Genomic DNA, 21,546 nt, shown 5'->3' with positions numbered 1-21,546 from the left:
CTAAAGTGGTCTTCACGGCCACGGACCTGGCCCGTCCTGAGCCAGGAGGATCAGCGTGCACGGCGCGGATGTGCGGTTGCGGGCCGTGGTGGGTCTGGCCCAGGCGATGTCCGGTGCACAGACGCGGATCGAGGCGGTGCAGGCCGCGGCACTGCGCTCGCGGGAGGCGCTGGGCGCCGACTTCGCCGCGATCTCGGTCTGGGAGCGGGAGACCGGACGGCTCCGGGTGCTGGTCAACGACGGTCTGCTGGCCCCCGGCGAGGAGGAGCTGCCGGAGGACGAGTCCTACGCCGTCGCCGACTACCCGGAGATCGCGCTGTTCCTGGAGCAGCGCGGCCTGGGCGCCCCGTGGACCGTGGACGGCCTGCCGCGGGCCTGGGTGCAGACAGCGGACGGCGGCGGCGCCGACGCCAACGGACCCGCCTGCCGGGAGCGCGCGGCGTCGCTGCGGCGGCGCGGTCGCGGCTGCTGCCTGGTCGCGCCGATCGTGCTGCGCGGCCGGGCCTGGGGCGAGCTCTACCTGGCCCGCGGCGTCGGCGACCCGGTCTTCACCCAGGACGACGCCGAGTTCGCCACGGTGCTGGCCGCGCAGACCTCGGCCGGGCTGGCCCAGAGCGAGGAACTGGAGGAGGTGCGCAGGCTCGCCTTCACCGATCCGCTGACCGGGCTGGCCAACCGCCGGGCCGTGGACGCCCGGCTGGACGCGGCCCTCAGCGAGCACCGGGAGCACGGCACCGTGGTCTCCCTGGTGGTCTGCGACGTCAACGGTCTGAAGCGGGTCAACGACGAGCTGGGCCACGAGGTCGGCGACCGGTTGCTGGAGCGGTTCGCCAACCAGCTGTCGCTGTGCGGGGCGATGCTGCCCGGCAGCGTCGCCGGGAGGCTCGGCGGCGACGAGTTCTGCCTGGTCGCCGAGGGCGCGCCGGCCGACGAGGTGGTCCGGGTCGCCGAGGAGCTGTGCGCGCAGGCGCTGACGCTCGATCAGGGCGACGGCGTGGCCTGCGGGGTCGCCTCGACCGGTGACCCGATCGGCCCGGTCACCACCGCCGACCGGCTGTTCCGGCTGGCCGACGCCGCGCAGTACCGGGCCAAGGCGGGGCAGGCGTCCCGCCCGGTGGTCGCCGGGCGCGGCGAGCTGCCGGACCCGACGGTGCAGTTGGCCGAGAACGGGGAGGGGCCGCGGCCGCCCGGACGGCGGGGCGAGCGGCGGCGGTTCCGCGGGGCGCGGCACAGCGCGGACCCCGGGGTGCTGATCGCCGCGGTGACCGCGGCGATCGACGAGGCCCGGCGCAGGGACACCCTGGGCCGGCTGGAGGTGGTCGCCGAGACCACCGCCAGGATGCTGGACGCGGTGTCCTGGTGGATCTCCTACGTCCCGCCCGGGTCGCTGCAGATGCGCACCTCGCACTACGGGGTCCGCAGGATGACCCGTGGGCCCGGCAACGTCCGGGCGCAGGTGCAGCGGGCCGTCAACGAGGCCCCGGACGCGGTCTTCGACCTGCGTTCCTACCCGCTCACCGCGGAGGCGGTGCGGGGGCGGGCCTTCACCATGCGGGCCGGGGTCCCCGGCAACGACCCGGCGGAGGAGGCGGTGCTGCTGGTCGGCGGGTACCGCGCGGTGCTGGCCGCGGGCGGCAGTAACGCCGCGGGAGGCTGGCTGGTCGAACTCTTCGCCGACGAGTCCACCCTGTCCTACGCAGCCCTGGGCCCCTCCCTGCGAGCGCTCATCGCCATCGCTCTCTCCGGCCCCGCGTCGCCGCCGTGAAGGTGCGGGCTGGTCTGCAACTGGCTCAGTTGCACTTGCTAAGGGGCGCGGGGAACTGCGCGAACAACCATGCACCGGCGTGCACCCGGGCTCACGCCAGTGCCACCCGCTGGGCTCCCGCATAGACGTTCGCGCTGCGTCCCCGCAGGAAGCCAACCAGGGTGAGTCCCAGCTCCGAGGCCAGGTCCACCGCCAGTGAGGACGGCGCGGAGACGGCCGCGAGCAGCGGTATCCCGGCCATAGCCGCCTTCTGGGTGAGCTCGAAGGAGGCCCGTCCACTGACCATCAGCAGATGGCCCGTCAGCGGCAGCGCCCCCTCCCGGAGGGCCCAGCCCACCACCTTGTCGACGGCGTTGTGCCGCCCCACGTCCTCGCGCAGGCACAGCAGCTCCCCGTCGGCGGTGAAGAGCCCCGCCGCGTGCAGCCCCCCGGTGGAGTCGAAGACCTTCTGTGCCGCGCGCAGCGCGTCCGGCAGCCCGTAGAGGGTGTCCGGCGAGACCCGGAGCCCGTCGGCCGCCAGGTCGTGCGGCACGCGCATGCGGATCGCGTCGACGCTCTCCCGCCCGCACAGCCCGCACGCGCTGGAGGTCAGCAGATTGCGGTGGGCCGAGGCCGGCACGGCCGCCCCGTCCCGCAGCGAGGCGTCGATCACGTTGTAGGTCTGCAGCCCGTCGGCGTCGGTCCCGGCGCAGTACCGCAGCGCGGTGAGGTCCTCCGAGGAGGCCGCCAGGCCCTCGCCCACCAGGAATCCGGCGACCAGGTCGAAGTCGTGGCCGGGGGTGCGCATGGTGACCGTGAGCGCCTCGCCGTTGATCCTGATCTCCAGCGGTTCCTCCGCTGCCAGCGCGTCCGGGCGGTAGCTGCCCTGCTGCTCCCGCAGCCGCAGCACCCGGCGCCGTTCGGTGGTCCGTCCCATACCGGACACGGTATCTGGCCTGGCCTAGTTGTCATATCGCCATTCACCTGATCTGATTCCGCATATGGATATGCACAACGTGGTGGACGACGTGGTCGTCGTCGGCAAGTCTGATGTCGCCCCGGCGGATGTCATCGCCGTCGCTCGCGGCAACGCCCGGATCGAGCTCTCGGCCGACGCGCTCGCCGAGATGGCCGGTTCGCGCGCCCGGATCGACGCGCTGGCCGCCGAGCCGCGCCCGGTCTACGGGGTCTCCACCGGCTTCGGCGCGCTGGCCGTGCGCCACATCGAGCGGCCGCTGCGCGCGCAGCTGCAGCGCTCGCTGGTGCGCTCGCACGCGGCCGGGATGGGGCCGCAGGTCGAGCGGGAGGTCACCCGTGCGCTGATGTTCCTGCGGCTGAAGACGCTGGCCTCGGGCCGCACCGGGGTCCGCCCGGTGGTCGCCGAGACCATGGCGGCGATCCTCAACGCCGACATCACCCCGGTGGTCCGCGAGTACGGCTCGCTCGGCTGTTCGGGTGACCTGGCACCGCTCTCGCACTGCGCGCTGACGCTGATGGGTGAGGGTCTGGCCTACGGCGCCGACGGCGAGGTCCGCCCGGCCGGCGAGCTGCTGACCGAGGCCGGGATCACCCCGATCGAGCTGGCCGAGAAGGAGGGCCTGGCCCTCATCAACGGCACCGACGGCATGCTCGGCATGCTGGTGATGGCCATCGCCGACCTGGGCCGGCTGTTCACCACCGCCGACATCACCGCCGCGATGTCGCTGGAGGCCCTGCTCGGCACCGAGAAGGTGCTCCAGCCGGAGCTGCACGCCATCCGCCCGCACCCCGGCCAGGCCGCCAGCGCCGCCAACATGCTCAAGGTGCTGGAGGGCTCCGGCCTCACCGGCCACCACCAGGACGACGCGCCCCGGGTCCAGGACGCCTACTCCATCCGCTGCGCCCCCCAGGTCGCCGGCGCCGGCCGGGACACCCTGTCCCACGCCATGCTGGTCGCCGACCGGGAGCTGGCCGCCGCCGTCGACAACCCGGTGGTGCTGCCCGACGGCCGGGTCGAGTCCAACGGCAACTTCCACGGCGCGCCGGTGGCCTACGTGCTGGACTTCCTCGCCATCGCCGCCGCGGACCTGGGCTCGATCGCCGAGCGCCGCACCGACCGGCTGCTCGACAAGAGCCGCTCGCACGGCCTGCCGGCCTTCCTGGCCGACGACCCGGGCCTGGACTCCGGCCTGATGATCGCTCAGTACACCCAGGCCGCCCTGGTCAGCGAGAACAAGCGGCTCGCCGTCCCGGCCTCGGTGGACTCCATCCCCTCCTCGGCGATGCAGGAGGACCACGTCTCCATGGGCTGGTCCGCCGCGCGCAAGCTGCGCCAGGCGGTGGACAACCTGGCCCGGATCCTGGCCGTCGAGCTGACCGCCTCGGCCCGCGCCCTGGAGATCCGGCTGAACGCGGGCAACGGCCCGCTCGCCCCGGCCACGGCCGCGGCGCTGGCCGGTGCCCGCGCGGCGGGTGTGGTCGGTCCGGGTACGGACCGCTTCCTCGCCCCCGACCTGGAGGCGGCCGAGGCGTTCGTCGCCGGCGGCGGCCTGGTCGCCGCCGTGGAGTCGGTCACCGGAGCGCTGGTCTGACGGAGCGTCGGTCTGACGGGGCGTCGGGCCGCGCCGCGACGGGCACGGGACTCAGTCGTCCCACTCGTCGCGGCGGGTCCGGCGGCCGTCGGCGTGGCGCCTGCTGCGCAGCTGGACGAAATTGAGGCCGACGATCCCGGCCCAGGCGACCAGCAGCCCGGGCAGGTGGGACACACCGGCGCCGATCGCCGACAGCGGCACCGCCAGCACCAGCGAGGCGTACTGGAAGGCGTTGGGGTGGTCGACGCGCTCCTTCCGGGCCGGACGGCGCACCTCCGGGTTGGCCTCCAGCTCGCGGCGGACCCGGACCGCGATCTGGGCCTCCAGCCGCTCGTCCAGGCGGTGCAGGAAGCCGTCGATGACCTCGGACTCGTAATCGGGGCCGAGCTCCCGCAGGGTGTGGGCCGCGGCCCGCAGGTCCTTCTTGGTCTCGCTCTCGACTGGGTTCATAGCTGTGAGCGTAGGGACCCGGACGGGTCCGGCACCCCCGGGCGGCACCGATCTCGGGGTCGTCTCAGGGACAAATCAGGGACGCCCTGACGGTGTCCGGCGGGCAAGACGGCACTTGCCGACCCTGCATGGAGTCATGCAGAGTCAACGGACAGTGAATGCCCCCGCTGCCCGCCCCACCCGGCGGCCAGGGGGAGAGGAGATGCGATGAGCAAGGCTGCGACGCACAGGACGCCTCCCGCCGCCCCGGGCGAGGCCGCCGCAACCGGTCCGTCCGGCAGGCTGCTGCGCCTGTTCGACGGTCACCGGTTGACGCCCACTCAGCGCAGGATCGCCCACTGTCTGGTGCGCAACGCCGCCGAGGCGCCGTTCCTGTCCAGCGTCGAGGTGGCCGAGCTGGCCGGGGTGAGCCAGCCCTCGGTGACCCGCTTCGCGGTGGCCCTCGGCTTCGACGGCTACCCGGCGCTGCGCAGGCAGCTGCGCGAGCTCGGCCTGGGCGAGCCCGGCGAGGCCGGTGCCGGCCGGGAGACCGAGCGGGACGTGGTGCGCAACGAGCAGCAGCAGGCGGTGCTCTCGGAGATCGCCAACCTGCAGCACCTGGCGGCGGTGCTGGCCGATCCCGAGCCGGTGCTGGAGGCGGCGAAGCTGCTGGCCGCCTCCCGTCCGCTGCTGGTGCTCGGGCTGCGGGCCGGCTCCGCGCAGGCGCACGGCTTCGCCTACTTCGCCGCCAAGGTGCACCCGGACGTGCGGCTGCTCGACGAGGGCGGCAGCATGCTGCTCGACCGGATCGAGCAGGCGGCCAGGGCCGGGGCGACCACGCTGATCTGCTTCGCGCTGCCGCGCCACCCGCGCGAGCTGCTGGACGCGCTGACGGCGGCCAAGCAGTCCGGGCTGACCGTGATCACCGTCGCCGACAGTGCCTTCGCCCCGGTGTCCGGGCTGACCGACCTGATGCTCCCGGCGGCGGTGGGCTCCAACCTGATCTTCGACACGGCCTGCGCGCCGATGATGCTGGGGCGGGTGCTGCTCCAGGCGATGTGCGACGAACTGCCGGGATCGGTCGGCCGGCTGGAGGAGTTCGAGAACGCGGCGGCGGTCCGGGGCCTGTTCGTGGGTTGACAGTGCCGGACGGTCGATGTGGTGCCGGTGTGACTGGAATCGAGCGGAACCGGTCCATTCCATGCGAACCCGTCCCGGCGGCGGCGGGCGGGCGTAGTTTCCAGCTGACGCTCGTCCCTTCCCCACGGTTGCCCCGTGCGCTCTGGAGGTGCAGGCATGGCCGCGAAAACCTGGCAGGACCTCTACCCCGCCCCACCGCAGGCAGGACGGGACGGTGCGGTCGCGGCGACGCCCTACCCGGCCGGGCCCGCCGCCCGGGAACGGCCCGCCGTGCCGGTGGAGCCGCTGGTGCTGGACGAGTCCCTGGTCCTGGAGGAGCCCCTGGTCCTGGAGGAGCCCCTCGTTCTGGAGGAGCCGCTGGTCGCGGAGGAGCGCACGGTGGTGCTGGCGCCGGAGTACCGGTCCCCCGGCCCTTCCGGCGGCCGCCGGGGCGCCGCTGCGGCGCGGAGCCTGCTGGGTGCCCGGCACCGGCCGCTGGTCCACCGGGACGTGAGCGGCGGCTGGCTGCGCCCGGCGGTCTTCGGCGCCATGGACGGCCTGGTGACCAATGCGTCGCTGATCGCCGGGGTGGGCGGCGGTGGCGCCGCCAACCACACCATCGTGCTGACCGGGCTGGCCGGTCTGATCGCCGGAGCCTTCTCGATGGCCACCGGCGAGTACATCTCGGTCTGCTCGCAGAACGAGCTCACCGAGGCCGAGGTGGTGGTCGAGCAGTTGCAGCACTGGCGCAACCCGGAGGGGGAGGAGCGCGAGCTGGCCGCGGTCTACGTCAAGCGCGGCGTCGCCCCCGACCTGGCCGAGGCCGTCGCTCAGCAGATCTCGGTCGACCCCAAGGAGGCCGTGAAGGTGCACATCCGCGAGGAGCTGGGGATCGACCCCGACGACCTGCCCTCGCCCTGGACCGCGGCCGGCGCCTCCTTCGCCTCCTTCACCGTCGGCGCGCTGCTGCCGCTGCTGCCCTACCTGTTCGGCGCCCCGGCGGCGCTGGTGCTGGCGCTGCTGCTGGCGGCGGTGGCCTCCTTCGCCGGCGGCGCCGCGGTCGCCCAGCTCACCGGGCGGCCGCCGCTCAAGGGCGGGCTGCGCCAGTTCGGCCTGGGCGCGCTGGCGACCGGCATGACCTTCCTGACCGGGATGCTGGTCGGGGCCCACGTCTCCTGAGGACCTACTGACTGAGGAGCCACTGACTGAGAACCCACCGTCGCCTGCGGTGTTTCTCATACGTGTCTCACAAGTCCGCGCTACCGTCCCGCCAGGACATCTCGGTTGGGAGGACAGGTATGCGCGGAACCTATGCACTGGCTCGCGTGGTGGTCATCCGCGCGACGGTCGCCCGTACGCTGCTCTGGATCGGCGTCGTCGGCATGCTGGCCGGCCTGCTCATCCCGAGCGTCACCGGGCGGCGGCACGGCGTCATGATCGGGGCGGCCGCGGGCGTGCTGGCCGCCCTGCTCGGGCTGCTGCTGCGCAGCCGCTGGTACCGCGCCAGGATCGCCGCCGCCGACAAGGCGGCGTTCGCGGTGACCCTGGAGCCGCCGCAGGCGACCCGCCGGCGGCTGGCCCGCGACAATGCGCTGTGGCTGCTCGTCGGCATGATCGCGGTCTGCGCCGCGGCCCTGGCCGCGGCCCCCGCCGCCGGGATGGCGGTCTTCGGCTACGGCTTCGGCCTGTTCCTGGCGACCCGCCTCACCGCCCGTTGGGAGCGGGCCAACGAGACCCTGGTCTGGGCCCGCACCGAGGACGCCCGGCTGCTCGGCCGGCGCAGCCGGATCGGCGCGTTCGCCACCACCGGACCGGCCGCCGGTCAGGTCCGACCCGTGGTCAAGGGCGCGGCCCGGACCCGGGGCTGAGTCACCGGGGTTGAGCTGTGCTCCCTCGCGCAGACACGGGGGAGCACAGCTGTCAGGGGGTGGCGGCGCTCAGCCGCCGGTGCCCAGCAGCCGGGCCTTGGCCGCGGCGAACTCCTCCGGGGTGAGCAGGCCCTGCTGGACCATCCCGCCCAGCTGGGAGAGCTTGGCGGCGATGTCCTGGCCGCCCGCCGGGGGCTGCTGGACGTAGGGGGCGGCCGCGGGGGCGGCCGTCTGCTGCTGCGCCTGGAGTTCGGCGATGGCCTGGTCCTGGGCCGCGTCCTGCTGGGCGTTGCGGGCGTTGCGCCGGCCCACGCCGTAGGCGGCGCCGCCGATCAGCGCGCCGCGCAGCAGCGGTGCGCCCACCGGGCGGCGGACGACGACGGGTCGCATCGGTCGGAACATGACGGCTGTTTCCCTACTGTGCGGTGGCGAGCGCCCGGTGCGCCTCGGAGACGAACTCGGGCGGGATGCGTACGGACGCGGCGACATGCCCGCCCGCCCGTCGGAAGGCCTCGGCGGCCGCGGTCGCCCAGAGGTGCTCGACCAGCACCAGCAGCGCGCTCGACCCGGGCTGCAGCAGTTCGGCCGCCTCCGCGGCGTCCTCCTCGCCCATCAGGTTGACCTCGTTCCCGGCCGGGTCGACCAGACCCCGCAGGTGTTCGAGGTCGACCAGTTCGGCCGACGCGACGGTGCCGTCCGCGGCCTTGGTGACCACCATGGTGTCGATCACCCGTACCCCGCCGGAGTCGCGCAGGGCGGTGAGCGGGGCGATGACGTCGGCGCCGATCGTCTCGCCGGGGAAGGCGAGCACCAGGAACTCCACGGGACCCACGGGCATCTCCTCTCGGTTGTCCGCCGGTGCGGAGGTAGTCGGGGTCAGCATATGGTCCAAAACATATTGAAGCGGATATAAGGGGCCAGTTGGGTCTGGTGCCCCTCCGTATGATTGGCTATCTTCAGAGCTGAAGAATCTGAATGGATGTATCCACCGCTTCTCGAGAGGCCGGAAGTCATGACGCAGCACCAGAGCGGCCCGCGCCCCGTGCGCGCAGCCCGCGGCACCACCCTCAGCACGCAGGGATGGCAGCAGGAGGCCGCCCTGCGGATGCTCATGAACAACCTCGACCCCGAGGTGGCCGAGCACCCCGACAAGCTGGTCGTCTACGGCGGCACCGGCAAGGCCGCCCGCGACTGGCGCTCCTTCGACGCCATGGTCCGCACCCTGCAGACGCTCAAGCAGGACGAGACCATGCTGGTCCAGTCGGGCCGTCCGGTCGGTGTGATGCAGACCCACGAGTGGGCCCCGCGGGTGCTGCTGGCCAACTCCAACCTGGTCGGCGACTGGGCCAACTGGGAGGAGTTCCGCCGCCTGGAGCACCTCGGCCTCACCATGTACGGGCAGATGACCGCCGGTTCGTGGATCTACATCGGCACCCAGGGCATCCTCCAGGGCACCTACGAGACCTTCGCCGCCGTCGCCGCCAAGAAGTTCAACGGCACCCTGGCCGGCACCATCACCCTCACCGCCGGCCTCGGCGGCATGGGCGGCGCCCAGCCGCTGGCGGTCACCATGAACGACGGCGTCGCCATCTGCATCGACTGCGACCAGACCCGGATCGACCGCCGGATCGAGCACCGCTACCTGGACGTCGAGGCCAAGAACCTCAAGCACGCGCTGGAGCTGGCGGTCGAGGCCCGGGACCAGCGCAAGCCGCTCAGCATCGGCCTGCTCGGCAACGCGGCTGAGCTGGTGCCGCAGCTGCTGGCGATGGACGCGCCGATCGACATCGTCACCGACCAGACCAGCGCCCACGACCCGCTCGCCTACCTCCCCATCGGCGTGGACTTCCACGACATGGCGAACTACGCCGCCGAGAAGCCGGCCGAGTTCACCACCCGCGCCCGCGAGGCGATGGCCAAGCACGTCGAGGCGATGGTCGGTTTCCAGGACAAGGGCGCCGAGGTCTTCGACTACGGCAACTCCATCCGCGGCGAGGCCCAGCTTGCGGGCTACACCCGGGCGTTCGACTTCCCCGGCTTCGTCCCCGCCTACATCCGGCCGCTGTTCTGCGAGGGCAAGGGCCCGTTCCGCTGGGCCGCGCTCTCCGGCGACCCCAAGGACATCGCCGCCACCGACAAGGCCGTGCTGGACCTCTTCCCGGAGAACGAGTCGCTGGCCCGCTGGATGAAGATGGCCGGCGAGCGGGTGCACTTCCAGGGCCTGCCCGCGCGGATCTGCTGGCTCGGCTACGGCGAGCGGGACAAGGCCGGCGAGCGCTTCAACGAGATGGTCGCCGACGGCACCGTCTCCGCCCCGCTGGTCATCGGCCGCGACCACCTCGACTGCGGCTCGGTCGCCTCCCCCTACCGGGAGACCGAGGCGATGCTGGACGGCTCGGACGCCATCGCCGACTGGCCGCTGCTCAACGCCATGGTCAACGTCGCCTCCGGTGCGTCCTGGGTCTCCATCCACCACGGCGGCGGCGTCGGCATCGGCCGCTCCATCCACGCCGGGCAGGTCACCGTCGCCGACGGCACCAAGCTGGCCGGTGAGAAGATCCGCCGGGTGCTCACCAACGACCCCGGCATGGGCGTCATCCGGCACGTCGACGCCGGCTACGACCGCGCCGTCGAGGTCGCGGACGAGCGCGGCGTGCGCATCCCGATGCGTGAGGGCGAGTAATCAGGTGACTTCCGTCGAGGAGCAGCTCGGGTCCGCTGCCGACAGCCACCGCCGGATGTGGTCCGAGCTGCTCCCGGTCGGCCGCTTCCAGGCCTCCGGCGGCTACCGGCGGCACGCCTGGACCACGGCCGACGCCGAGTGCCGGGCCTGGTTCGCCGAACAGGCCGCCGCCCGCGGACTGGCCTACGAGGTCGACCGCAACGGCAACCAGTGGGCCTGGTACGGCGACCCACAGGGTGAGGGCGCCATCGTCACCGGCTCGCACCTGGACTCCGTCCCGGACGGCGGCGCCTTCGACGGGCCGCTGGGCGTGGTGTCCTCGTTCGCGGCGCTGGACGCGCTGCGCGAGCGCGGCTTCCAGCCGGTGCGCCCGCTGGCCGTCACTAACTTCGTGGACGAGGAGGGCGCCCGCTTCGGCGTCGCCTGCGTCGGATCGCGGTTGACAGCAGGGGTTCTGACGCGGGAACAGGCGTACGAGCTGCGGGACGCGAGCGGGGTGCGACTGCCGGACGCCATGGAGGCGGCCGGGCAGGACCCGGCGCTGATGGGCAAGGACGACGAGCGGCTGTCCCGGGTCGCCGCCTATGTCGAACTCCACGTCGAGCAGGGCCGCTTCCTGGCCGGGACGCCGCACCCGGTCGGCGTCGCCTCGGCGATCTGGCCGCACGGCCGCTGGCGCTTCGACTTCCACGGCGAGGCCAACCACGCGGGCACCACCCGGCTGGAGGACCGCCGGGACCCGATGCTGACCTACGCCAACACCGTGCTCGCGGCCCGCAAGAAGGCCAGGCTGCACGGGGCGCTGGCCACCTTCGGCAAGGTCAGCGTGGAGCCCAACGGCACCAACGCCATCGCCTCGCTGGTGCGCGGCTGGCTGGACTCCAGGGCGGCCGACGAGGCCACCCTGAGCGCACTGGTGCAGGAGATCGAGACGGCGGCGCGCGAGCGGGCCGAACGGGACGGCGTCCGGGCGGATGTCGTACGCGAGTCCTACACTCCGGTTGTCGACTTCGACGCGCCGCTGCGGGACCGGCTCGCCGCGCGCCTCGGCGCCGGCACCCCGGTCCTGCCGACCGGCGCGGGCCATGACGCGGGCATCCTGTCCGCCGTCATCCCCACCGCGATGCTGTTCGTCCGCAACCCCACCGGTGTCTCGCACTCCCCGAGCGAGTACGCGGGCGAGGCCGACTGCCTGGCAGGGTCGGCGGCCCTCGCCGACGTCCTGGAGGAGCTCACATGCCGTCCGTGACCCAGTTCTGGGCCCCGCACGCCTGGATCGACCCGGTCGTGGAGTCGGACGTCCTGATCACCGTCTCGGAGGGCCGGATCACCGCGGTCACCCCCGACAGCGGCCCGGCCCCCGCGGGGGCGACCGTGCTGACCGGGCTGACCCTGCCCGGCATGGCCAACGCCCACTCGCACGCCTTCCACCGCGCGCTGCGCGGCACCGTCCAGGTCGGCAGCGGCACCTTCTGGACCTGGCGCGACACCATGTACCGGACCGCCGACGCGCTCACCCCGGACAGCTACCTGGAGCTGGCCACGGCCGTCTACGCGGAGATGGCGCTGGCCGGGATCACCGCCGTCGGCGAGTTCCACTACCTGCACCATGCGCCCGGCGGCGCCCGCTACACCGACCCCAATGCCATGGGCGAGGCGCTGATCGAGGCCGCCGCCCGGGCCGGGATCAGGATCACCCTGCTCGACACCTGCTACCTCTCGGCCGGCTTCGGCGAGCCGCCCAACCGCCACCAGCAGCGCTTCAGCGACGGCGACGCCGACGCCTGGGCGGCGCGGGCCGGCAGCCTCAAGCCCCGCGCGCACGCCCGGATCGGCGCCGCGGTGCACTCCGTGCGGGCGGTGCCGGCCGAGCAGTTGTCCACCGTGGCGGACTGGGCGGGGGAGCGGCAGGCCCCGCTGCACGTCCACCTCTCCGAGCAGACCGCCGAGAACGACGCCTGCCAGCAGGCGCACGGGGTGACGCCCACTCAGCTGCTGTCCCGGCACGGGGTACTGGGCCCGCGCACCTCGGCGGTGCACGCGACCCATCTCACCGACGCCGACGTCAAACTGCTGAGCTCCTCCTCGACGGTGGTCTGCATGTGCCCCACCACCGAGCGGGACCTGGCGGACGGCATCGGCCCGGCTCGGAGCCTCGCCCGGGGCGGAAGCCCGATCTCGCTGGGCAGCGACAGCCATGCGGTGATCGACCCGTTCGAGGAGGCGAGGGCGCTGGAGCTGAACGAGCGCCTCGCCACGCAGCGGCGCGGCCACTGGACGGCGGCGGCGCTGCTTCGCGCGGCGACGGAGGACGGCCATGCGTCCCTGGGGTGGCCCGAGGCGGGCCGGCTGGAGCGGGGGGCACTCGCCGACTTCTGCGCGGTCGCCCTGGACACGCCCCGTACCGCCGGCCCGGCTCCGAGGCTGGGGGCGGAGACGGCGGTCTTCGCCGCGAGCGCGGCCGATGTCCGCGAGGTGGTCGTGGACGGCCGGGTGATAGTCCGAGACGGCGTGCACCAGTCGGTACCCGACGTCGGATCAGCACTCGCAACGGCGATCAGGCAGGTCACCACCTAGTCGGAGCGGTACTCGCGATGGCGATCAAGCACGTTACTACCTAAGGGGCGCGGGGAACTGCGCTGCCAACCATGCACCTTCGTAGAGGGCTGGTCGCGCAGTTCCCCGCGCCCCTCAGGTTTTGCAACTTTGGGAAGGTGTGTATGCGCAGCACAGTGATCTCGGGGATCGGCAGCCTGGTGACGAACGACCCGTCACTGGGCGGTGGCCCTCTCGGCCTGCTGAGCGATGCCGCCGTCGTCGTCGCCGACGGCCGGATCGCGTGGGTCGGGCCCGCCGCTTCGGCGCCCGCTGCTGACGAGGGGTTCGACGCCGGCGGTCGCGCGGTCATTCCCGGGTTCGTGGACTCGCATTCGCACCTGGTGTTCGCGGGCGACCGCACCGCCGAGTTCAACGCCCGGATGTCCGGTGCCGCGTACACCGCCGGGGGCATCCGTACCACCGTCGCCGCCACCCGTGCCGCCTCCGACGCCGCGTTGGACGCCAATGTCGCCCGCTACTTCGCAGAAGCCCTGCGGCAGGGGACCACCGTGCTGGAGTGCAAGTCCGGCTACGGCCTCACCGTCGAGGACGAGGCCCGTGCGCTCCGTATCGCCGGGCGCCACACCGACGAGACCACCTACCTCGGCGCGCACGTGGTCTCCCCGGACTACGCCGACGACCCGGCGGCCTACGTCGATCTGGTCACCGGTCCGATGCTGGACGCCTGCGCCCCGTACGCCCGCTGGGTGGACGTCTTCTGCGAGCGCGGCGCCTTCGACGGCGACCAGGCCAGGGCCGTGCTGACGGCCGGGGCCAAGCGGGGACTGGTGCCGCGGATCCACGCCAACCAGCTGACCGAGGGCCCGGGCGTGCAGCTCGCCGTGGAGCTGGGTGCGGCCTCGGCCGACCACTGCACGCATCTGTCCGACGCCGATGTGGCCGCCCTCGCCGCCGCCTCGGGCACCACCGTGGCGACCCTGCTGCCCGGTGCCGAGTTCTCCACCCGCGCCGCCTACCCGGACGCCCGCCGGCTGCTGGACGCCGGGGCGACGGTGGCCCTCTCCACCGACTGCAACCCGGGCTCCAGCTTCACCAGTTCGGTGCCCTTCTGCATCGCCGTCGCGGTCCGGGAGATGGGCATGACCCCGGACGAGGCGCTCTGGTCCGCCACCGCCGGCGGCGCGGCCGCCCTGCGCCGCACCGACGTCGGCCGGGTGGTGGTCGGCGCCCGGGCCGACCTCGCCCTGCTGGACGCGCCCTCGCACGTCCATCTGGCCTACCGCCCGGGCGTGCCGCTGGTGGCCGCCGTGTGGCGCGGCGGCGAACGCGCCGCCTGATCCCCGCGCCGCCTGATCCTCCCACTGCTCACTGAGAACATCCGTGCATGGCGGTTCCGCCCGCACGCCTTTCGGCGTACCGTCAGCTGGAATCTGACGAACCGTCAGCACGGGAGTTGCGGGAGCGAAGGGCGGGGGACATGGTCGCACGGGCCCGGGCGGATGCCTTGACTTCTAAATCTGACGGGTCGTCAATGATGGGCACCGTCAAGGCGGTGAGCACAACAACGGCACATGTGCAGGAGGCCGGCCGCCCCCGTCAACGGCAAGGGAGACAGGGGGCGGCCGGCCCGCACGGCACCGTAGCGCCGATCGAAGGATAGTCCTGGTGCAGCTTGCCCGGGCAGGTCGGCTCCGGTGGTCCCGACGGCTGTCACGCAGCGGGCGTGGCGGTAGCCGCAGCCTTCACCGAAAGGGGCACCACGATCGTGTTCCACAGTTTGCAGAGACCCGGGACGACCCGGACGCCGCGGCGCAGACACCGCGGCCTCCAGGCAGGTCTGGTCGCGCTGGTCCTGGCGGCGCCGCTGGCGTTGGCCGGTCAGGCGCAGGCGGACACCGCCGGTACCTCGGTGTCCTACGCCACCACCTGTACGCCCCCGGCGAGCCTCGGCCTGTCGCCGATCCACGGCAACACCACCTCGGAGATCACCGTCTCCAACGCCGCCCCCAAGGTCGGCGACACCGTCACCGTCACCTACGACGTCACCACCCCCGCCGCGGGCAACCCCACGGCGACGGCGCTCCCCGCCGACGTCGTGCTGCCCACCGGCACGGTGACCCTGGGCGGTGCGCAGACCGGCTCGGTCACCGTCACCGGCACCCGTACCAACCCGCCGGTGGCCGGCAACGCGGCCTTCCCGGGCTTCACCATGACCGGCACCTTCACGGTCACCCAGGCCGGGGCGATCACGCTGAGCCCCGGCAACTACAACATCAACTCCAACTACATCATCACCATCGACATCCCCTGCACCATCGACACCCCGCCCGCGGGCGTGTCCAACACCATCACCGCCAGCCCGGCGACCGCACCCAACGGCCGGGTCGCGACCGTCAACCCCAGCTCCGGCGCGCCCGGCGCGAAGACCACCGTGACCGGCACCGGGTTCACCCCCGGCGCCGCCATCACCGTGGCCGGCTTCGCCGGGACCAGCGCGACGGGTGACGCCACCACCGCCACGGCGGACAGCACCGGCGCGTTCAGCGTCCAGCTGACCGTCAGCGCGGCGGCGACCACCGGCATCATCGCCTTCGAGGGGACGGCCTACGACGCCGGCACGGCGGCGCCGCCGGTCGCGTACACCGTCATCCCGGTCACTCCGCCCGGGGGCGCGTCGCAGACCCTGAACAGCTCGGTCAAGAGCGGGACGCTGAGCATGACCCAGGCCGGTGACACCGTCACCATGACCCCGGTCGACTTCGGCACCGGCGGCAGCTCCACCGGGTCGCTCAACGCCATCACCGTCAAGGACTACCGCGGCGGTGCCAGCGGCTGGTCGCTGACGGCCAGCAACACCAACTTCGTCGGCCCGTCCGGAAGCACCCTGCCGGCGGCCAACCTCAGCTGGACGCCTGCCTGCAGCACCACCTCGGGCAGCCCCAGCACCTGCGCCGCCGGTTCGGCGGGCACCGTCGGCACGGCGGGGGCGACCCTGGCGAGCACCCCCGCGGCGGCACTGACCGGTGGTCAGTTCAGCGCCACGGCGGACCTCTCGCTGAACGTCCCGGCGTTCACCGCCCCCGGCAACTACACCTCCACGCTCACGCTGACCCTGGCCTGAGCCCGCAAGGCGCCCGGTCCCTCCACGGCGCCTGAACCCTCAACCGACCCCGCACCGCTGGAGGACCGCCGATGTACCACCGTCGACCACTGACGCCCCGTCTGCTCAGGGTGCTGCTGGCCGCACTGCTGGCCGTCGGCGGCCTCCTCCTCGGTGCGGGGACGGCCCCCGCCGCCGCTCCGGCCGCGGCGCCCGCGGGCGCGCCCGCGTTCGCCCCCGCCGCCGACAACGGGAGCTGGGCGGTCTACCCGGTCCCGGCCTCCAAGGCGAAGAACGCCCTGCCGGACCGCGAGTACTTCTACCTGGAGGCCGCCCCCGGGGCGTCCGTCAGCGACACCGTCTCCGTCTTCAACACCTCCGCCGCGCCGATCACCTTCCAGCTCTACGGGGCCGACGCCTACAACACCCCGCGCGACGGCGGGTTCGCCCTGCGCGCGGCCGACCAGCCGCAGCTCGGCGTGGGCGCCTGGGCGCACCTCAAGGTGAACCGGCTGACCGTCCCCGCGCACCACCGCGCCGACATCCCCTTCACCATCACGGTGCCCAAGGGCGCCGAACCCGGGGACCACCCCGGCGCCATCGTCGCCCTCGACACCGCGACGGTGGGGACCAGCAGCAACGGCAAGGTGGCGGTGGGCATCAAGCGCGCCGTCGGCGCCCGGGTCTACCTGCGAGTGTCCGGGCCGGCGGTGCCGGCGGTGAGCCTGCAGGACGTCTCGGTGAGCCGCAAGGCCCCGCTGGTGCCCGGGATCGGCTCCTCCTCGGCCACCGTCCACTACACCCTGGTCAACCGCGGCAACACCACCGTGCACCCGACCCTGGCGCTGAAGGCCAGCGGGTGGTTCGGCGGCACCGTGCTCAACTCGGTGCCCAAGGACCTCGGCATCGACCTGCTGCCGGGCCAGTCGGTCACCCTGACCGCCCCCTGGCCGCATCCGCCGCAGTTCGACCACGTCAGCCTGAAGCTGTCGATCGCGGGCACGGACATCTCGGCGACCGCCGGCACCAGTTTCTTCGCCGTGCCCTGGTTCCTGGTCGGACTGGTCCTGCTGCTGATCGTGCTGCTGGTCGGCGCGCGCCGGCTGCGGTCCCGGCGGCGCCGGGCGCAGCGGGGCGGCGGGTCCTGGCGGCGCGGGCGGGTCAGGGTGGAGGCCGCGGCATGACGGTCGGTCCACTGCCGCGACTGGCGGCCCTGCTCGCCGGAGCGCTGCTGCTGGCGCTGGCGCTGCCGGTCCTGCTGCCGCAGGCCCCCGCGCGCGCCGCCGGGACCGGCGCCACCGCGAAAGCGACCCCCGGCACCGCGGCACCCGGTGCGACCGCCACCATCCTGGGGACCGGATGGCCGGTGAACACCCCCGTCACCGTGCTGCTCTGCGGTCAGAACGCGGTCAACGGCACGGACAGCTGCGCCAACGCCACCGGACGGGCCCTCACCACCAGCGCGGGCGGCGGCTTCGCGGTGCAGCTGGCGGTGGTCAAGCCGCCCCAGCCGTGCCCGTGCGTCATCCACGCCACCACCGTGACCGGGGCCAACGTCACGGTGGACACCCCCTTCCCGGTGATCGGCGTCGCCAGCGTCCCGATCAAGCAGACCCCGGGCACGATGCTGCCGCTCACCGCGTCCATCAGCGGCGGCGGCTCCCTGATGACCTGGTTCGGCGCGCCCCCGCACCGCACCTTCAAGGCGATGATCGCCAATGTGGGCAACTCCGCCATCACCGATCCGGTGTTCCGGATGGGGACGTCGCACTCGGTCTACTCGACGGACTGGCAGGAGTACCAGTGGAGCGGGGTGATCGCCCCGGGCGGCCGGCAGGAGATCGACGTGCCGCTGGACTTCGCGGCCGGCGCACACGGCGGCTACTCCGTCGAACTCGACTACGGCGGGACGGAGTTGACGGTGCAGCAGGTGCGCCTGCCGCAGCCCTGGGGGGTCACCCTGTTCTGGCTGCTGCTGTGCGTGGTGGTCCCGGTGGGCCTGTTCCGGACCGGCCTCGCCGTGGTCGACCGGGTACGGCCGGACCCCGATCCGGCCCCGGCTCCTTTCCTGGGCCGGGCCCGGCGGCGCGCTGCTCCCGGAGCCGCGCCCGGCCGGGAGTACGACACCCTGGCGCTTCCGCCGATGCCCGCGCATCCGCCGCGGGCCGTACCGCTCGCACCCACGCTGCCGTGGTTCGCCCCCGGTTCCGGCCCTGTGCTCCCGAAGGCCGACGACGGCCCCGCCCCGGCCGACCCCCTTGTCCGCACTGCCCAGGCCCGCACCCCTGGTTCCTCCACCCTCCTCGACAAAGGAATCGACGCGTGAACAGAAACAGGCTTGCCTGGGTAGCGCTGCTGGCCACGGTCGGCGCGGCACTGCTCTCCGGCGTGGAACCGGCCGCCGCGGCCGACCTCTCCTTCGCGACCACCTGCATCCCGCCCGCCGGCGTGGGGCTGGGCACGGTCCACGGCACCTCGATCGCCGATCTGACCAGCTCCAGCTCCTCGCCGAAGGTGGGCGACACCGTCACCGTCACCTGGACGACGGTGAAGGCCGCGTCGAACAACCCCGGCATCATCGACCTGCAGCCCAACACGGTGAAGCCGAGCGGCACGATCACGGTGGGCGGCGCCCAGTCCGGTTCGGTGTCGGTGAGCGGGCCGATGACCAATCCGGCGATCCCCAAGAACTCCCCGATGGTGATCTCGGCGATGACCGGCACGCTCAAGCTGACCAAGGCGGGCCAGGTGACCCTCAGCCCGGCGGCGTACACGATCACGGTCCTGGGCACCGACACCAAGTGCACGGCCGACTCCCCGAAGGTCGGCCTCACCCTCACCGTCGCGGCGGGCTCCGGAAGCAGCAGCGGCGGCTCGACCGCGTCCAGCTCGCCCAGCAGCACCACCTCGACGACCGGCAGCACCTCGACCACCGGCAGTACCTCGACCACCGGCGGCTCCTCGTCCAGCTCGTCGTCCTCCGGCTCCACCGGCTCCTCCTCCACCGGCGATCTGGCCAGCACCGGTGGCGACAGCGGCACCTTCCAGGCGCTCGGCCTGCTCGGCGGCAGCATCCTGCTGGTCGGTGCGGCGGTGTTCGTGCTCACCCCCTGGCGCCGGCTGCGCCGGTCGCGCTGAGCGGGCTGCACACGGGCGACGTGGGCCGTCGGCTCAGTTCACGTCGCCCATCAGCGCCCGGATCCGCCCGGCCGCCAGGTAGAAGGCGATGGCGCAGACCACCGCCAGCGCCCCCTGGCTGTAGAAGTAGGCGTTCTGGCTCATCACCTTGGTGAGCTGGGTGGTCCAGCCGGCCACCGCGTCACCGGTGGCGACCGCCAGGAACCACAGCCCCAGCATCTGGCTGACGAACTTGGCGGGCGCCAGCTTGGTGGTCACCGAGAGTCCGACCGGCGACAGGCACAGTTCGCCGACGGTCTGGATCAGGTAGACCGAGCACAGCCACAGCGGCGACACCAGCTTGCCGCCGTCCGCCGCCAGGCTGGCCAGCGCCATCACCCCGAAGGAGATCCCGATCAGCAGCAGCCCGGTGGCGAACTTGTTGGGGGTGCTGGGGTCCCGGTCGCGCTTGGCCAGCGACTCCCACATCCAGGCGAACAGCGGCGCCAGGATGATGATCAGCAGCGGGTTCACCGACTGGAACCAGCTGGACGGGAAGTGCCAGCCGAAGACCGAGAGGTTGGTCTGGTTGGTGGCGAACAGGTTCAGGGTGGATCCGGTCTGGTCGTAGATCATCCAGAAGACCGCGGCGGCGATGAAGAACCAGATGTAGGCGCCGATCCTGGTCCGGTCCAGCGGCGTCAGGTCCTTGTCCAGCCGCATCCGGGTGAAGTAGTAGACCGGCAGTGCCACCCCGAGCACCGCCAGCACGTTCACCACCTGGTGGATCGAGAAGGTGCCCAGCAGCCCGTCGATGCCGAAGGCCACCACCGCGATCGCGGCCCAGAGCCCGGCCAGCCGCAGCACCCTGCGCCGCTCGTCCGGCTCGGCCGGCCGGCTCGCGTACCGCCCGGCGCCGCCCAGGTGCCGCGCGCCCAGCACGTACTGGAGCAGGCCCAGGCACATGCCCACGCCGGCCAGCGAGAAGCCCAGGTGCCAGCTCACCTTCTGGCCCACCGTGCCGATCACCAGCGGCGCGAAGAAGGAGCCGATGTTGATCGCCATGTAGAAGATGGTGAAGCCGCCGTCCCGGCGCAGGTCGTGCTTGGCGTACAGGGCGCCGACGATGCTGGAGACATTGGGCTTGAGCAGCCCGGTGCCGATCGCGATCAGGATCAGCCCCAGGTAGAAGGACTGGGTCGCCGGGATCGCCAGTACGAAGTGCCCGGCGGTGATCACCACCCCGCCGATCAGCACCGCCTTGCGGGCGCCCCAGAGCCGGTCGGCGATCCAGCCGCCGGGCATGGACAGCATGTAGATCAGGGAGTTGTAGACGCTGTAGACGGCCAGTGCGGTCGCCGAGTCCAGGCCCATACCGCCCTGGTCCTTGGGGGTGGCCAGGAACAGGGTCAGCAGCCCGCGCATCCCGTAGAAGCTGAAGCGCTCCCACATCTCGGTGCCGAAGAGGGTGGCCAGACCGCGCGGATGCCCGAAGAAGCCCTTGTCCTCAGAGGCCGGAGCTCCGGCTGCTGGGGCCCCGTCCTCGCCGTTCACCGCGTCCTGCGCCATCCGCCCGCCTCTCCCGACCCGTCCCTGATGCGACGTTAGGTGACGCGCTGTGACCTCGCCGGTCGAGAGGGCCGTTCGTGCATCGTCGGGCACTACGATCAGGGCATGACCCGTGTACTGCTCGCCGAGGACGATGTCGCCATCTCGGAACCGCTCGCCCGCGCACTGCGCCGGGAGGGCTACGAGGTCGTGGTCCGGGAGGACGGCCCCTCGGCCCTGGAAGCCGGTCTCGAGGGCGGCAACATCGATCTGCTGGTGCTGGACCTCGGCCTGCCCGGGATGGACGGCCTGGAGGTCTGTCGGCGGCTGCGCGCGGACGGTCACGGCTTCCCGGTGCTGGTGCTCACCGCCCGCGCCGACGAGGTCGACACCGTGGTCGGCCTGGACGCCGGGGCGGACGACTACGTCACCAAGCCGTTCCGGCTGGCCGAGCTGCTGGCCCGGGTCCGGGCCCTGCTGCGCCGCGGCACGGTGGACCTCACCACCGGGGCCCACGGGGTGAAGATCGACGTCGAGTCGCACCGCGCCTGGATCGGCGAGGAGGAACTCCAGCTCTCCGCCAAGGAGTTCGAGCTGCTCCGGGTGCTGGTACGGGACGCCGGACGGGTGGTCACCCGCGAGCAGATCATGCGGCAGGTCTGGGACACCACCTGGTGGACCTCCACCAAGACCCTGGACATGCACATCTCCTGGCTCCGCAAGAAGCTCGGCGACGACGCCGCCAGCCCCCGCTACATCACCACCGTGCGCGGCGTCGGCTTCCGTTTCGAGAAGGGCTAGCAGTCAGA

General features: G+C 72.8%; 19 protein-coding genes. 14 read left to right on the top strand and 5 right to left on the bottom strand.

Annotated features, from left to right (window positions below):
• Positions 1 to 55: 55 nt before the first annotated feature.
• A complete protein-coding gene (locus IF29_RS42680; protein ID WP_037597790.1) occupies positions 56 to 1,765 on the top strand; it encodes a GGDEF domain-containing protein in 1,710 nt (569 codons plus the stop codon).
• Positions 1,766 to 1,856: 91 nt separating this feature from the next.
• Here IF29_RS42680 and fdhD read toward each other — a convergent pair whose 3' ends face one another.
• The gene (gene fdhD / locus IF29_RS0135365; RefSeq protein WP_030264267.1) at positions 1,857 to 2,681 is read right to left on the bottom strand and encodes a formate dehydrogenase accessory sulfurtransferase FdhD; all 825 of its coding nucleotides are present in this window, start codon (positions 2,679 to 2,681) and stop codon (positions 1,857 to 1,859) included.
• A 64-nt stretch (positions 2,682 to 2,745) separates the two neighbouring features.
• Between fdhD and hutH the strand changes: the two genes are divergently transcribed.
• Positions 2,746 to 4,314, top strand: a complete 1,569-nt coding sequence (gene hutH, locus IF29_RS0135360) for a histidine ammonia-lyase (RefSeq protein WP_084715403.1) — start codon at positions 2,746 to 2,748, stop codon at positions 4,312 to 4,314.
• A gap of 51 nt (positions 4,315 to 4,365) precedes the next feature.
• Here the strand turns inward: hutH and IF29_RS0135355 are convergent, their stop codons facing one another.
• A complete protein-coding gene (locus IF29_RS0135355; RefSeq protein WP_030264261.1) occupies positions 4,366 to 4,764 on the bottom strand; it encodes a hypothetical protein in 399 nt (132 codons plus the stop codon).
• Positions 4,765 to 4,971: 207 nt separating this feature from the next.
• Here IF29_RS0135355 and IF29_RS0135350 point away from each other — a divergent pair, with 207 nt between their 5' ends.
• The 3 genes from IF29_RS0135350 to IF29_RS0135340 all read left to right on the top strand — a co-directional run bounded on the left by IF29_RS0135350 (position 4,972) and on the right by IF29_RS0135340 (position 7,730).
• Positions 4,972 to 5,883 carry a MurR/RpiR family transcriptional regulator gene (locus tag IF29_RS0135350; RefSeq protein ID WP_051726452.1) on the top strand — a complete coding sequence of 304 codons (912 nt, stop codon included), beginning with the start codon at positions 4,972 to 4,974 and terminating at the stop codon, positions 5,881 to 5,883.
• Positions 5,884 to 6,333: 450 nt separating this feature from the next.
• Complete coding sequence (locus IF29_RS0135345) at positions 6,334 to 7,041, top strand: VIT1/CCC1 transporter family protein (RefSeq protein ID WP_030264256.1); 708 nt, start codon at positions 6,334 to 6,336, stop codon at positions 7,039 to 7,041.
• A 119-nt stretch (positions 7,042 to 7,160) separates the two neighbouring features.
• The gene (locus IF29_RS0135340) at positions 7,161 to 7,730 is read left to right on the top strand and encodes a hypothetical protein (RefSeq protein WP_051726451.1); all 570 of its coding nucleotides are present in this window, start codon (positions 7,161 to 7,163) and stop codon (positions 7,728 to 7,730) included.
• A gap of 69 nt (positions 7,731 to 7,799) precedes the next feature.
• On the opposite strand, the gene IF29_RS48135 is transcribed toward IF29_RS0135340, so the two are convergent.
• Positions 7,800 to 8,120: an SHOCT domain-containing protein gene (locus IF29_RS48135; RefSeq protein ID WP_030264250.1), complete on the bottom strand. Its 321-nt coding sequence runs from the start codon at positions 8,118 to 8,120 to the stop codon at positions 7,800 to 7,802.
• A gap of 25 nt (positions 8,121 to 8,145) precedes the next feature.
• Positions 8,146 to 8,562, bottom strand: a complete 417-nt coding sequence (locus IF29_RS0135330) for a DUF6325 family protein (RefSeq protein ID WP_051726449.1) — start codon at positions 8,560 to 8,562, stop codon at positions 8,146 to 8,148.
• A gap of 180 nt (positions 8,563 to 8,742) precedes the next feature.
• On the opposite strand from IF29_RS0135330, the gene hutU reads away from it, so the two are divergent.
• The 8 genes from hutU (at position 8,743) to IF29_RS0135290 (ending at position 19,210) form a co-directional block, all read left to right on the top strand.
• On the top strand, positions 8,743 to 10,413 hold the full coding sequence (gene hutU / locus IF29_RS0135325; protein ID WP_030264235.1) for a urocanate hydratase: 1,671 nt from the start codon (positions 8,743 to 8,745) through the stop codon (positions 10,411 to 10,413).
• A gap of 55 nt (positions 10,414 to 10,468) precedes the next feature.
• Positions 10,469 to 11,662: an allantoate amidohydrolase gene (locus tag IF29_RS0135320; protein WP_030264224.1), complete on the top strand. Its 1,194-nt coding sequence runs from the start codon at positions 10,469 to 10,471 to the stop codon at positions 11,660 to 11,662.
• Positions 11,650 to 12,990, top strand: coding sequence for a formimidoylglutamate deiminase (locus IF29_RS0135315; protein WP_030264219.1), 1,341 nt, complete (start codon positions 11,650 to 11,652; stop codon positions 12,988 to 12,990). The genes IF29_RS0135320 and IF29_RS0135315 overlap by 13 nt, the downstream gene beginning before the upstream one ends.
• A gap of 143 nt (positions 12,991 to 13,133) precedes the next feature.
• Complete coding sequence (gene hutI / locus IF29_RS0135310; RefSeq protein WP_030264217.1) at positions 13,134 to 14,309, top strand: imidazolonepropionase; 1,176 nt, start codon at positions 13,134 to 13,136, stop codon at positions 14,307 to 14,309.
• A gap of 500 nt (positions 14,310 to 14,809) precedes the next feature.
• Entirely contained in the window at positions 14,810 to 16,093 is a 1,284-nt protein-coding gene (locus IF29_RS0135305) for a WxL domain-containing protein (protein WP_030264214.1), read from the top strand.
• 71 nt (positions 16,094 to 16,164) lie between these two features.
• Positions 16,165 to 17,256 (top strand): WxL protein peptidoglycan domain-containing protein, encoded by a 1,092-nt coding sequence (locus tag IF29_RS0135300; protein ID WP_157624089.1) that lies wholly within the window; start codon positions 16,165 to 16,167, stop codon positions 17,254 to 17,256.
• Positions 17,253 to 18,398 (top strand): hypothetical protein, encoded by a 1,146-nt coding sequence (locus IF29_RS42675; protein ID WP_051726447.1) that lies wholly within the window; start codon positions 17,253 to 17,255, stop codon positions 18,396 to 18,398. The genes IF29_RS0135300 and IF29_RS42675 overlap by 4 nt, the downstream gene beginning before the upstream one ends.
• The gene (locus tag IF29_RS0135290; protein WP_051726446.1) at positions 18,395 to 19,210 is read left to right on the top strand and encodes a hypothetical protein; all 816 of its coding nucleotides are present in this window, start codon (positions 18,395 to 18,397) and stop codon (positions 19,208 to 19,210) included. Before IF29_RS42675 ends, IF29_RS0135290 begins: the two co-directional genes overlap by 4 nt.
• Positions 19,211 to 19,243: 33 nt before the next feature.
• Here IF29_RS0135290 and IF29_RS0135285 read toward each other — a convergent pair whose 3' ends face one another.
• Positions 19,244 to 20,758 (bottom strand): peptide MFS transporter, encoded by a 1,515-nt coding sequence (locus IF29_RS0135285; protein ID WP_030264203.1) that lies wholly within the window; start codon positions 20,756 to 20,758, stop codon positions 19,244 to 19,246.
• Positions 20,759 to 20,863: 105 nt separating this feature from the next.
• On the opposite strand from IF29_RS0135285, the gene IF29_RS0135280 reads away from it, so the two are divergent.
• The gene (locus IF29_RS0135280) at positions 20,864 to 21,538 is read left to right on the top strand and encodes a response regulator transcription factor (RefSeq protein ID WP_030264200.1); all 675 of its coding nucleotides are present in this window, start codon (positions 20,864 to 20,866) and stop codon (positions 21,536 to 21,538) included.
• Positions 21,539 to 21,546 lie beyond the last annotated feature (8 nt).

The organism is Streptacidiphilus jeojiense, from assembly GCF_000719095.1.
GTDB classification, from domain to species: Bacteria; Actinomycetota; Actinomycetes; order Streptomycetales; family Streptomycetaceae; genus Streptacidiphilus; species Streptacidiphilus jeojiensis.
Note: the sequence above shows the minus strand (reverse complement) of the source record. Positions and strands in the feature narration are given on the sequence as shown.

Excerpts from the sequence above, each read along its gene's own strand:
- IF29_RS0135340 (WP_051726451.1), top strand. The coding sequence starts at position 7,161 with ATGCGCGGAACCTATGCACTGGCTCGCGTGGTGGTCATCCGCGCGACG.
- IF29_RS42675 (WP_051726447.1), top strand. The coding sequence starts at position 17,253 with ATGACGGTCGGTCCACTGCCGCGACTGGCGGCCCTGCTCGCCGGAGCG.
- IF29_RS0135300 (WP_157624089.1), top strand. The coding sequence starts at position 16,165 with ATGTACCACCGTCGACCACTGACGCCCCGTCTGCTCAGGGTGCTGCTG.
- IF29_RS48135 (WP_030264250.1), bottom strand. The coding sequence starts at position 8,120 with ATGCGACCCGTCGTCGTCCGCCGCCCGGTGGGCGCACCGCTGCTGCGC.
- fdhD (WP_030264267.1), bottom strand. The coding sequence starts at position 2,681 with ATGGGACGGACCACCGAACGGCGCCGGGTGCTGCGGCTGCGGGAGCAG.
- IF29_RS0135355 (WP_030264261.1), bottom strand. The coding sequence starts at position 4,764 with ATGAACCCAGTCGAGAGCGAGACCAAGAAGGACCTGCGGGCCGCGGCC.
- hutI (WP_030264217.1), top strand. The coding sequence starts at position 13,134 with ATGCGCAGCACAGTGATCTCGGGGATCGGCAGCCTGGTGACGAACGAC.
- IF29_RS0135280 (WP_030264200.1), top strand. The coding sequence starts at position 20,864 with ATGACCCGTGTACTGCTCGCCGAGGACGATGTCGCCATCTCGGAACCG.
- hutH (WP_084715403.1), top strand. The coding sequence starts at position 2,746 with ATGGATATGCACAACGTGGTGGACGACGTGGTCGTCGTCGGCAAGTCT.
- IF29_RS0135285 (WP_030264203.1), bottom strand. The coding sequence starts at position 20,758 with ATGGCGCAGGACGCGGTGAACGGCGAGGACGGGGCCCCAGCAGCCGGA.
- hutU (WP_030264235.1), top strand. The coding sequence starts at position 8,743 with ATGACGCAGCACCAGAGCGGCCCGCGCCCCGTGCGCGCAGCCCGCGGC.
- IF29_RS0135320 (WP_030264224.1), top strand. The coding sequence starts at position 10,469 with ATGTGGTCCGAGCTGCTCCCGGTCGGCCGCTTCCAGGCCTCCGGCGGC.
- IF29_RS0135315 (WP_030264219.1), top strand. The coding sequence starts at position 11,650 with ATGCCGTCCGTGACCCAGTTCTGGGCCCCGCACGCCTGGATCGACCCG.
- IF29_RS0135350 (WP_051726452.1), top strand. The coding sequence starts at position 4,972 with ATGAGCAAGGCTGCGACGCACAGGACGCCTCCCGCCGCCCCGGGCGAG.